This window comes from Arthrobacter sp. M2012083, assembly GCF_000281065.1.
In the GTDB taxonomy this organism is placed as follows: Bacteria; Actinomycetota; Actinomycetes; order Actinomycetales; family Micrococcaceae; genus Arthrobacter.
Map to the genome: position 1 here is coordinate 1 of NZ_AKKK01000031.1, position 12036 is coordinate 12036.

Consider the following 12036-nt stretch of genomic DNA (forward strand, 5'->3'; position numbering starts at 1 on the left):
AGCCGGCCCTGGCGTTTCGCCGCTGGGTGCCCCCGCCGCGCCGGTTGCCTTGACGCTTTTCGCGCGTGACGTCGTCGCAGGCGTTGCTCCGAGGGATTCAGCGATGGCGCGGCGTGTGGCCGGTGCCAGTTTTTCCTGGAGTTCGGCGAGGTCCTTTCCTTCGTCGAGTACCTTGCCACTGCTGTCCACCACCTTGAAGCTGACGCGTAGATGGGGCGGTACTGCATCCCAATTCCAGGATCCGGGAGGAATGACGTGCCCGCGGAGCCGGCGAAGGACCAGTTCCAAGGATGGCTCGAGCTCATCGGTGGCGGGATCGAAGTCCGCTTCCAGTGCCGCGGTTGCTTGCCTCGCAACGTCCGGGGCGGGCACAAAGTTCTTCCGAACTTGCTTAGGCAGCGATTTGATGAGGGCAGTGACCAGCTCCACCCGCTGGCCGGGGATTTGCCAGCGGAAGGGGGCATCGTCCAGCTGGTTGAGGAACAACACCGGAACTTCGGCGGTGACGCCGTCGGAGGGGTTGGGGGCCGAGCCAGGTGCCACAGGATGGAACTCGTAGCTCAGCGGTAATTCGAATCCCTTGTGCATCCAAGTCTTCGGATACGCGGAGTCGTCCAAGGCTTCGGCGTCTTCGCTCATCAGTAACGATTGGTCGAAGTCCAGAAGGTCGGGGTCTGATTGCCGGGCGTCCTTCCACCACTTATCAAAGTGCCTCTCGGAGACCACTTCCTTGCCAACGCGTGCATCGTAGAACTCGAAGAGCGTCTGATCGTCCACCAGGATGTCCCGGCGCCGCATGCGGGTTTCGAGTTCTTCGATTTCCTGCAGGAGGGCGCGGTTACGGTGGAAGAATTTGTGATGGGTCCTCCATTCACCTTCCACCAGGGCATGGCGGATGAACAATTCGCGCGAAAGTTCGGGATCGACGCGCCCGTAATTGACCCGCCGGTTGGGAATGATCGGTACGCCGTACAGCGTCACTTTCTCATGAGCCATGACGGCGCCTTGCCGGGAAGACCAATGCGGTTCACTGTAGGACCGCTTCACCAAGTCCGGAGCTACCTGCTCGGCCCACAAGGGATCGAACTTTGCGGCGACACGGGCCCACAGGCGGCTCGTTTCCACCAGTTCCGCCGCCATCACGAACGTGGGCGACTTCTTGAACAGTGCTGAACCGGGGAAGATCGCAAAACGGCTTCCGCGGGCGCCTGCATATTCCCGCTTGCGCTCATCCAAGAGGCCGATGTGGCTCAGCAGCCCCGAGAGCAGGCTGATGTGGATGCCCTCGTAGTTGCCCACGGGATCCGCTTCCCGTTTGTTGTCCAGGGAGATGCCAAGGGGTTTGGCCATCTGTCGGAGCTGGGTGAAGAGGTCCTGCCACTCGCGGACGCGCAGGTAGTTGATGAATTCGTTGCGGCATAGCTTGCGGAACTGGGTAGAGGACAGCTCGCGCTGCTTTTCCTGGATGTAGTTCCACAGATTGAGGAAGCCGGTGAAGTCCGAGAGTTCGTCCCGGAACCGTGCATGCTTCTCCGCAGCTAACTGTTGTTTGTCCGTTGGCCGTTCACGGGGGTCCTGGATGGTGAGGGCAGCGGCCAGGATCATGACTTCACGGACACAGCCACGCTTTCCCGCCTCCACTATCATCCTGCCCAGCCGAGGATCCACCGGCAGCTGTGCCAATTTCTGCCCGACGGCGGTCAGTCCACTGCCGGTGCGACCGTTGCCACCTGCGTTACCGGACTTGGGCGACGTCAAGGCGCCGAGTTCGCGCAGGAGCGTGACGCCGTCGTTGATGGCCCGGGAGTCGGGCGGTTCCACGAACGGGAAGTTCTCTACGTCTTTGGGTCCGCGGGCAACTCCCATGGCGGTCATCTGTAGGATGACGGCAGCGAGGTTGGTCCGGAGAATCTCCGGATCCGTGAACAGCGGACGCGACTCGAAGTCCTCTTCCGAGTACAAACGGATGGCAATGCCCTCGGAAACGCGCCCGCAGCGGCCCGAGCGCTGGTTGGCCGATGCCTGGGACACTCGCTCGATGGGAAGACGCTGGACTTTAGTCCGGTGTGAGTATCGGGAAATACGAGCGGTTCCGGTATCGATCACGTACTTGATGCCTGGTACGGTTAGCGACGTTTCGGCAACGTTGGTGGCAAGGATGATGCGCCGTTTTCCGCCGGGGTTGAAGACCCTGTGTTGCTCTTGAAGGCTCAGCCGGGCAAATAGGGGGAGGACTTCCGTCCCGGCAAGGCGCCTGTTCGTTTGGATGCGGCCGTTGATGGCCTCGGCAGCATCGCGGATTTCGCGCTCACCGGAGAAGAAAATGAGGATGTCGCCGGGTGCTTCCTTGGCGAGCTCGTCCACGGCGTCGCAGACAGCGTCAAGGGGATCGCGGTCCTCTTCGAGTTCATCGTCCGAGGTGTCTTCGTCCCCGCCCGCCGGCTGCGACAAAGGCCTGTACCGGATCTCCACCGGATATGTTCGTCCGGAAACCTCGATGATCGGTGCCGGATCTTCCTCGGACCCGAAGTGTTTGGCAAACCGTTGGGGATCGATGGTGGCCGAGGTGATGATGACCTTAAGGTCCGGGCGCTGGGGGAGGATGCGCTTGAGGTAGCCCAGGATGAAGTCGATGTTGAGGCTGCGCTCATGGGCCTCGTCGATGATGATGGTGCTGTATTTCCGCAGAAGTTTGTCCCGCTGAATCTCAGCCAACAGGATGCCGTCGGTCATCAGCTTGATTTTGGTGGACGCACTGACCTCGCCGGTGAAGCGGACCTGGAAGCCAACTTCCTGGCCAATTTCCACGTCGAGTTCGGAAGCGATGCGTTCGGCCACCGTGCGCGCTGCGAGCCGGCGAGGCTGGGTGTGTCCGATCAGGCCCTTGTCTCCAAGGCCAAGCTCGAGGCACATCTTGGGGATCTGCGTGGTTTTACCCGAACCGGTCTCGCCGGCAATGATGGTCACCTGGTTTGCGGCGATGGCCGCCATCAGATCCTCGCGGCGCTCGGATACGGGCAGCTCTGCGGGATAGGAAATATGAAGTGTCATGGCTGCTGTCAGTCTACTGTGAGTAGGGTTCCACGTCCGCTGTGTCCGTCACAGTCCCGGCCGCAGCACGCAGCCGGCTGGAGAGTCCCATGGCGTACGCCTTGAATTCAGCAGGCTCCAGGATCTCAAAATCCATGTCCATAGCTGCCAGATACGCCGCCGGGGCGGCCAGGTTGTCCCATCCCGACCGCAGGATGGTGGTTTTCGGGCCGTCGGCCGTCAGCGTCGCGTATTGGGAACTAACGACGGCGGATACCTCGGCCAGGGGAGCGCGGAGCCGCACCACGACGTCGAACCTGTACGGCGAGCGGGTGATGGACTCCTGCACGTAAGCGGCCAGGTCTTCCGCAGGCAGGGGCCTTGGCGTGTACCTCTTGCGCTCCGATGGCAGGGAAGCAAGACGATCAGCCCTGAAGGTTCGCCAATCCTCCCGGTCAACGTCCCACGCCACCAGATACCATCGGCGTCCAGTGTCCACCAGCCTGTAGGGCTCCACCAGCCGGCGTGCTGATTCGCCGTCGGATGTGACGTAGTCGAAGGAGATTTGGCGCCGGTCCGATATTGCGGCGGAGACGACGGTCAGTTGCTGGGGATCAACGGTGCCCGCGTTGCTGGGGAGAGTGGTGACGGCGGCTTTCAGCATGGCGAACTTGGGACGCAGGCGGGACGGTAAGACCTGCTCCAGCTTCGCCAAGGCGCGAACGGATGCCTCACCAATGCCTGCCACCGGGCCCGCGGCTACGGAATTGAGGCCCAAAGCGACGGCCAGCGCTTCATTGTCGTCCAGCAGCAGCGGGGGAAGCTGCGCGCCGGCGCCAAGCTGATAGCCGCCAGCTATTCCGGGGGAGGCGTGTATGGGGTATCCCAGGTTGCGCAGCTTGTCGATGTCCCGGCGCACGGTCCGTTCCGTCACCCCCATGCGGTGGGCCAAGGCCGGTCCCGTCCACTCCCGACGCACCTGCAGCAGTGACAACAGCTGGAGGAGCCGCGCAGACGTTTGGATCATGCATGTGAATCTAGCCCATGGGGCATCCGATTGGGTCCTTGGCGGGCGTTGGGCAAAATAGGGACGCCCGCCGTTCGGGGGAATCCTGCAGAATTCCGTGAACGGACGGGCGTCGTGTGGATGTGGCTTTCCGGCCTTTGCCGTGGCTTGGCATTCCCCTAGTAAATACGGGGGTTCCAATACGGGCTGCTCGGTGCCTCGAAAGCGCTCCAGGGTTCCTTGGAGTTGATGGGCGGGTTGTGCCCGCGGCCATCCTTCAACAGGGCTGAAACGGTGGCAGCGACGGCGGTGGTGAGGACGATGAAGAGGATGATTCCGAAGATTTCCATACCTCAAGCGTGCTCCTGGGGCAGTTGAAGAAACAGTGGCAGAAATGCCCCTTTTAGATAATTTTCTGCCACACTGGAGTTATGTTGAAATCAGTGGCGGTGATCGTGGTTCCCAACTTCTCGGTCTTTGAATTCGGTACAGCCTTCGAGGTCTTCGGCATTGACCGATCAGACCGTGGTGCCGGGGTGCCGGCTTTTGACTTCCGCGTGGTTGCCCCGGAACCGGGTGATATCCGCATGAAGTCCGGCTTATCCCTTCATGTAAACCTCGGCCTCGAAGCAGCCGCCGACGCAGATCTCGTCATCATGGCGCCGTTCGGCCGTGACCAGGACGTCCCCGAGTCCGTTATGGCTGCCTTGCGCGCAGCGCATGCCAGGGGCGCGTGGGTGATGTCCATTTGCTCCGGTGCTTATGCCCTGGCCCGGGCAGGGTTGCTGGACGGGCGTCGCTGCACCACGCACTGGCACTATTCGCAGGACCTGGCCAGCCGGTACCCGGACGCGATCGTGGACGAGAACGTCCTCTACGTTCAGGACGGGACCATCATCACCAGCGCCGGCACGGCCGCCGGAATCGACGCATGCCTTCATCTCGTTCGTGAGGAGTTGGGAGCGAATGTAGCAGCCGCGATCGCGCGCGACATGGTGGTACCGCCGCATCGCGACGGCGGCCAGGCCCAGTTCATCGACAGGCCTATGCCCCGCTGTGGTTCAGCTCCCATGGAGGCATTGCTGCGCTGGATGGTTGAACACCTCGACGAAGAGCACAGCGTGAACGAGTTGGCTGCACGGCTCCACATGTCTCCCAGGACGTTTGCCCGCCGTTTCCGGGCGGAAACCGGAGCGACGCCCGCAGCATGGCTGAACTCTCAACGTGTGCTGCGTGCGCAGGAACTGTTGGAAACCACTGAGTTGAACATCGACGAGATCGCCCGGGTTGCAGGGTTCGGGCATTCCGTCCTGCTGCGTCACCACTTCACCAAAGTGTTGGACACAAGTCCGCAAAGCTACAGGCGGGCATTCCGGGGGCAGTTGGCAGAAGCCATCTGAAATCGCGCCACATGGATGCCGACCGAAACTGCTCCGGGCTGTAAGCGTGGCTCCTTTTAGCGGCGGCTTCCGAAGCCGCCTCGTGACTCCGCACCTTCGGCCTTGGCACATTCCACCAGTTCCTGCCAGGGGCCAGTTACGGCGCGGTCGGGAAGGGTTGCCCGCCGCTGCCCCGCACGGATGGAGTACATGAACCGGTCCGGCTCATTAGGTGTCCGGGACTGACTCTTGGCTTCGTCCCACGGGCAGGCCTCAACGATCGGCACCCATCGTTCCTTCTCATCGGGGGACACAGCATCTACGCTCCAGACGCGTGTCATCGCGGCGATTCCCCCACTGCGTTGGACGGTGATCTTCATGGCCGGCTGCTTCTCGTTCGACGTTCCGTTGTCAGCCAGCCGGCAGGGACCGAAGCAAACTGTCCGGTCCCGCCACCTGACTAAACCTTGACCTTCACAGTCTCCCACGCCTTCAGGACGGCGTCATGCTCAGCTGATCCGGTCCCGAAAAGTTCCTCAGCAGTGGCGACCGTAGTCTTGGCAAACTTTCCAAACGTGCAGGTTGCCGGCAGGGATCCACTGGTCAAGGTGTCGTACCAAATCTGGCCGGGTGCCTCCCACGCATTGCCTCCGAGTTCCGTGGCAACCACGTAGAAGGCCTTATTGGGGATGCCGGAGTTGATATGCACTCCGCCATTGTCAGCACTCGTCCGTACGTACGTATCCATGGAATCCGGTTGCGGGTCTTTACCCAAAACATCGTCGTCATAAGCCGTCCCCGGCGCCTTCATTGAGCGCAGGGCGGCGCCTTGGACCTGATCTGTGAAGAGGCCCTCCCCGATGAGCCAACTGGCATCCCGGGCCGACTCCTGCTTCAGATACTGCTCGACGAGGACACCGAAAACATCCGACATGGACTCGTTCAGCGCGCCGGCCTGGTTCCGATAGGCCAAATTGGCTGTGTATTGGGTGACCCCGTGTGCAAGTTCGTGGCCGATGACACTCACGGATTTGGTGAAGCGCTGAAAAATTTGGCCATCGCCGTCGCCGAAGACCATTTGGCTCCCGTCCCAAAAGGCGTTGTCGTAGAGCTTCCCGTAATGAACCGTTGCATCCAGGGCGAGCCCTGCATCGTCAATGGAGTCCCTCCCGAAGATTTCCCCGTACAGCCGGTGTGTGCTCCCGAGGCCGTCGTAGGCCTCGTCCGCAGCAGCGTCGCCGACGGGTGGTGTTCCTTCCTTGCGGACAATGCGGCCGGGCAAGGCCTCGGAGGACTCGGCATCGAAGATTGTCCGCTTGGGCGGACCGGGTTTGGCTTGACGTGCGCTCGGCGGTGCAGCAGGGATGGGGGCTGTCCGGATGGCCTGGAGGTCCTTGATATGCAGCAACGACTCCTTCGCGGCCCTGGCAACTGCCCGGAGGCGTGGTTCGTTCCGGGCAGCGATCCTGCGCAGCATATACGGCGGGACGATTGAACACATCACGGCAAAACCCCTTTGGCTATCGGTATGACCAATTGAAATCAGCCTAGGAGCAGGGGCTGACAATATTGCGGTCCAAGCCCGGCAAGCCCCCAACTGATAGTCCATATCCGGCACGCAAAATACCCCGCCAGCAGGGCTGGCGGGGTATTCGTTGTGCCCTCGATAGGATTCGAACCTACGGCCTTCTGCTCCGGAGGCAGACGCTCTATCCCCTGAGCTACGAGGGCATCCAGGGTTCCCTCCGTTGCCGGTGGGACGTCCTAGAGCTTAGCAGTCCCTGTGCCGCAAATGAAAACCCGGCACAGCGGAGGAAAGTCACGGCGCAGGAGCAGCAGGCCCGGCCCCGGGCCCTTCGAATCAGTAACCCGCAAACGAGTCCACGTGGACTCGCCGCGCCCCTGCGACACGTGCTGCAGCTCGAAGGGAATCCACACTCGCCGGCGAGCCCGAGACAAAGACTTCCCGATCCCCAATGTCCGGAACCAGCTCCTTAAGGCGCGCTGCATCGATTCTGGAGGTACCGGCGTCGACCATGAACTCCGGGGGAGTGGAACCGTCCGCAAGGCGGGCGATGACCTTCGCTCCGGAGGCTTGCAGCTGTTCCACGGAGGCCAGCTCCTCGCGACCTTTCGCGAGGTATACCACCACCGTGTCGCGCGCGGCGTTGTCGGCGGCCAGTTGCGACAGGAAAGGCGTGATGCCGATTCCTGCGGCGATCAGCAGGACCGGCTTCCCGGCGTCGTGCGGTAAAACAAAGTCTCCCCCCACGGCTGTTGCAGCAACGGTGTCCCCGGGTCGAAGCGCAAGCAGCGCCTTCTTCGCTGCAGACAGTGGCTCGGCCGTACCCACGCCGAAGGTAACCTCAGCCGCACCAGGAGGGCTGGTAATGCTGAAGACGCGGCGACGGCCCCTACCGTCGGATCCGGAATGCGGCAGATTGAGCTCCATGAACTGTCCGGGCTCAAAGCGCACTGGACGCTGCGGTTCGAACCTGAATTCAGTACTGGCAGGGGTGAGGGGGCGCGAACCCTTGAACGTCAGGTGGACGCCGCCCCGCTGTCCAACAAAGAACGCAATGAGGTTACCCAGCAGCAGTGCGAGTTCCGGGGAGTTGGCAATAAAGCCGAAGTTATAGGGGACTGCGAAAACGACACCCACGACGGCGGCAAGCGCCAACTGCTGCCAGCGACGGGGAGGCAGGGTGAGTGGTTCCGAAAGCATGAAGCCGACGAAGAACAGCAGCGGCCGTTGGGCCAAGGACTGCCATAAAGCCTGTCCCAGCGACATATTGCGGCTAAGTAGCTCGACGGTGATGATGCCAGTGGCCGTCACCAGGAAAACGCTGGCCATCAGCATTTTCCGTGTGCGATACAGGACAATCAGCACTCCGGGAACCAGCAGCCACAGCATCGCCGGCGTGGCAGCCCACCACGTGGCGATATTGAGCCCCGTCAGGCCCGTAATGAACGCACCTGCGGCGGCCGGGTTGAAGATATGACGCCCGCGGAAGGCCAGGGCGTACTTGGACACGCTGGCCAGCACACAAGCCAACGCAACGCCCGCGATCTCCATCGCTCCAAAGGCGGGCCAGAAAAGGAAGTACAGCAGCAGTCCAGTGATCAGTGACGACTCCGTATGCTGCTTGACACCAAAGAGCCAAGCCAGGAGTCGGCCGGAGGCATAGGTTACGCCCAGGCAAAGCACCAAATGGACCAGCATCTCGGGTAGGCCAAAGGTCAACCATCCCAAGACGTTGAGGACCATGCTGTAGGCCACTAGCACGCCCAGCACCCAGAGAATCAAGCGGTACATGGTGAAGTGGCCCAACCAGGTGTCCACGCGGGACTTAGCGGCAATCATGTGAACAGTCTCCCCTCAAAACCTTTCGAAAAGGCGGCAGCACCGCTCGACGACACCGTCAGCCATGAGAAGTCGAATTCCTTCTCCAGCGGAGCAGGTTCAAGCATGAACAATGCCGTGGCCAGGCCGTCAGCCACCAGGGCGCTCTCAGCCATGGTCCATGTAGCCACAGTGGTGTGTACAGGTTTGCCCGTTGTTCCATCCAGGACATGGTGGAGACCATCACCCCACACGCGGCGGTTCGAGGCCGAGGCACACAATGCGGAGTTGTGCAGTTCCACCGTCCCTATGGCCTGCCGGGGGTTATAGGGATGCTCCAAAGCAACGGTGACCGGCTGGTTTCCGGAGTGCAGCATGTCGCCACTTCCGTCCAACAGGAAGTCGGCGTACCCGGCTTCCCGCAGGACTCCGCCCAAGAGGTCCACGAGCTGGCCCTTCCCGGCGGCTCCTGTGTCCAAAACCACCGGTTCTTTTGCCGACATCTCGGTCCCTGCCCAATCAAGGACGTCTTCCCAGCGGGGCGGAGGGAGGGGACTGCCCGATGGTTTGAGGGCATAAGTGGCGTCATAACCCAGCCGCTCCAGGCTGCTGCCGATGAGCGGGGTCATGGCACCACCGCTGAGGCGATACAGCGTCGAATAGACCTCTTGCAGGCGGACGGCGTGCCCCGGAAGGGTGATTTTTCCTGCGCTACGGGAAAGGCCGGACACCAAGGAATCCGTCCTGAACCGTGACCACGTCGTGTCGTACGCCGCGACCACTTCAAGCAGTTCACGCCGGACAGCGGCAACCAAGCCGGCCGGCGTCGATATCTCCCACTGCGTACCGATCCCTTCGAAGCGGAAGGTGCTCCAGCCAGGGTGCGGCATGGCTGCTACTTGGCCTGGGACTTGATCTGTTCCACGGCTTCGTTGAAGCCACCGGAAGTCAGTGAAGAGCCAGCCACTTTGGAGACGTTGAGTTCGTCGATATCCTTGCCCACGATCTGTGCGGCGATCCCGCTGGCGAACTCACCCTGGAACTTCTTGGTATTGGGATTGGAGGGGTGGACCGTGATGTTGACCGCAGAAACCTTGTCGGCTGCAAGCGTCAGCTCAACCCCCACCGTCTCCTGGCCATTGGGCGACGTGTACGTGCCGTCGGAGCTGTAGGTCCCGTCCTTGTAGGCGGAAGCGCCGGTAGAAGCGACAGCCGTTGACGATGAAGTGCCCGGTGACGAAGGACTGCTGGTGGAGGCCTGGCCCCCATCCTGGGTAGCGGGGGTTTGGGTCGAAGGGGCTTCGGTTGTGGGGGCACATGCCGCGGCTGTTCCAATGATGGAGAGGCCTGCGAAACCAACGTAGAGGCTCTTGCGGAGTGGCGTAGTCATGGTTCTGCTCGTTTCAACTGGACAAGAATTCGTCAATGGTCACTTACGTCAAGGGATACTGCGTGTACCGGGATGACCAACGAGGCCACCTCCTACGTGTTCACAACGTTGAATTCAGCGTAATGGTTCAGTCTGTGGCGTCGGGTAGCCGTTCCTGTAAGTGGGCTGTGACCACATTATCCACATACGGGACCCTCAATTCCGCGACTTTGCGGGCCCCCGGTAGGCTAGGAGCGTGACTCCCGAAGAACTCTCTGCTGCCATATCCGCCTGCCTTAGGGACGCCGTTTCCACCGGCGAAATCGCCCTGACGGAATCTGTCGTGCCCGACGCCGTACGAGTGGAGCGACCCAAGAACCGGGATCATGGAGACTGGGCCACCAACATCGCCCTGCAACTCTCCAAGCAGGCCGGCATGAATCCCCGTGAATTCGCAGGCATCCTCAGCAACCGTCTGCAAGGCATTCCCGGTGTTACCGGAGTGGAAATCGCCGGTCCGGGCTTCCTGAACATCACCGTGGATGCTGCCACAGCCGGCGCCCTCGCCAAAGCCATTGTTGAGGCGGGAACCAGCTATGGCACCAACCAGGCGCTCGCAGGGCGTGTGGTCAACATGGAGTTCGTTTCAGCGAATCCCACCGGTCCGTTGCACATCGGGCACACACGCTGGGCCGCCTTGGGCGATGCCATTGCCCGTGTTCTGCGTGCCTCCGGCGCCAGCGTCACCGCCGAGTATTACATCAACGACGCCGGCTCGCAGATGAACGTCTTCGCCAACTCCGTCCTCTCCCGTCTTCATGGACGTGGCGTGCCTGAGGGGGGCTACCCGGGCGAGTACATCCGCGAGCTTGGCGACGAAGTCCTGAAGGCCCACCCGGATATCCGCGAGCTGACGGACGAGGCAGCCCTGCCCGTTATCCGCGCCGCTGCCTACCAGGCACAGATGGCAGACATCAGGACAACGTTGGCGGAGTTTGGCGTCGAGTTTGACGTCTTCTTCTCGGAAAAGGAACTGCACGACGCCGGTGCGATCGAATCCGCCGTCGCCCGCCTTCGCGAGCAAGGCCATGTTTTCGACGACGGCGGCGCCGTCTGGTTGCGCACCACAGACTTCGGTGACGACAAAGACCGTGTCATGATCCGTGCCAATGGCGAACCTACCTACTTCGCTGCGGACGCTGCGTACTACCTTTCAAAGAAGGACCGCGGCTTCACGGAGAAGATTTACCTGCTTGGTGCGGACCACCACGGATACATCAACCGTTTGAAAGCCATCGCAGCCTGCGCGGGCGATGATCCCGAGGTCAACATCGAGGTCCTCATCGGCCAGCTTGTGTCCGTGAACGGCGCCAAGCTTTCCAAACGCGCCGGTAACATCATCGAGCTCAAGGACCTTATTTCCTGGCTCGGCAAGGATGCCGTCAGGTATTCCCTGGCCCGTTTCCCGGCTGACTCGCCGCTGACGCTGGATCCGGAACTGCTGAAGAAACACAGCAACGAGAACCCGGTGTTCTACGTGCAGTATGCTCACGCCCGCTCCCGCGGCACAGCACGCAATGCTGCCGAGGCCGGCGTGGAGCGTTCTGTCTTTGACGCATCGCTCCTGGACCACGCCACGGAAAACGAGTTGCTCTCCTACCTCGGCAGCTACCCGTCCATCGTGGCGAAGGCTGCAGAACTGCGCGAGCCCCACCGTGTGGCCCGCCACCTCGAAGTCATCGCCGGTGCCTACCACCGCTGGTACGACGCTTGCCGCGTTTCTCCGCAAGGGGACGAGCCGGTACAGGATGTCAACCGTACGCGTCTGTGGTTGAACGACGCCACCAGCCAAGTGCTGGCCAACGGACTCGAACTGCTGGGCGTTTCTGCGCCGGAACGGATGTAGGGA

Annotated in this window: 10 protein-coding genes and 1 tRNA gene; 2 read left to right on the forward strand and 9 right to left on the reverse strand. The window is 61.7% G+C overall.

The genetic code is table 11. The features are described 5' to 3' along the window. The 3 genes from hrpA to A477_RS23525 form a co-directional block, all read right to left on the reverse strand. The coding region (gene hrpA, locus A477_RS0114625; protein WP_017199708.1) for an ATP-dependent RNA helicase HrpA at positions 1-3051 on the reverse strand (3051 nt) is incomplete at its 3' end. A 13-nt stretch (positions 3052-3064) separates the two neighbouring features. After that, the gene (locus A477_RS0114630; protein ID WP_017199709.1) at positions 3065-4057 is read right to left on the reverse strand and encodes a helix-turn-helix transcriptional regulator; all 993 of its coding nucleotides are present in this window, start codon (positions 4055-4057) and stop codon (positions 3065-3067) included. A gap of 158 nt (positions 4058-4215) precedes the next feature. Next, on the reverse strand, positions 4216-4386 hold the full coding sequence (locus A477_RS23525; RefSeq protein ID WP_017199710.1) for a hypothetical protein: 171 nt from the start codon (positions 4384-4386) through the stop codon (positions 4216-4218). A gap of 81 nt (positions 4387-4467) precedes the next feature. Between A477_RS23525 and A477_RS0114640 the strand changes: the two genes are divergently transcribed. Beyond that, entirely contained in the window at positions 4468-5436 is a 969-nt protein-coding gene (locus A477_RS0114640) for a GlxA family transcriptional regulator (RefSeq protein WP_017199711.1), read from the forward strand. A gap of 56 nt (positions 5437-5492) precedes the next feature. Here the strand turns inward: A477_RS0114640 and A477_RS0114645 are convergent, their stop codons facing one another. The 6 genes from A477_RS0114645 to A477_RS0114670 all read right to left on the reverse strand — a co-directional run bounded on the left by A477_RS0114645 (position 5493) and on the right by A477_RS0114670 (position 10148). After that, on the reverse strand, positions 5493-5795 hold the full coding sequence (locus A477_RS0114645; RefSeq protein ID WP_017199712.1) for a protealysin inhibitor emfourin: 303 nt from the start codon (positions 5793-5795) through the stop codon (positions 5493-5495). 80 nt (positions 5796-5875) lie between these two features. After that, positions 5876-6916, reverse strand: coding sequence for a M4 family metallopeptidase (locus A477_RS0114650; protein ID WP_237715806.1), 1041 nt, complete (start codon positions 6914-6916; stop codon positions 5876-5878). Between the two features lie 157 nt (positions 6917-7073). After that, positions 7074-7146 (reverse strand) — tRNA-Arg (locus A477_RS0114655). Between the two features lie 130 nt (positions 7147-7276). Then, positions 7277-8779, reverse strand: a complete 1503-nt coding sequence (locus A477_RS0114660) for an FAD-dependent oxidoreductase (RefSeq protein ID WP_017199714.1) — start codon at positions 8777-8779, stop codon at positions 7277-7279. Beyond that, entirely contained in the window at positions 8776-9648 is an 873-nt protein-coding gene (locus A477_RS0114665; RefSeq protein ID WP_017199715.1) for an FAD:protein FMN transferase, read from the reverse strand. The genes A477_RS0114660 and A477_RS0114665 overlap by 4 nt, the downstream gene beginning before the upstream one ends. A gap of 5 nt (positions 9649-9653) precedes the next feature. Continuing rightward, the gene (locus A477_RS0114670; protein ID WP_017199716.1) at positions 9654-10148 is read right to left on the reverse strand and encodes an FMN-binding protein; all 495 of its coding nucleotides are present in this window, start codon (positions 10146-10148) and stop codon (positions 9654-9656) included. A gap of 235 nt (positions 10149-10383) precedes the next feature. Between A477_RS0114670 and argS the strand changes: the two genes are divergently transcribed. Next, a complete protein-coding gene (gene argS / locus A477_RS0114675) occupies positions 10384-12033 on the forward strand; it encodes an arginine--tRNA ligase (protein ID WP_017199717.1) in 1650 nt (549 codons plus the stop codon). The last annotated feature ends 3 nt before the right edge of the window (positions 12034-12036 follow it).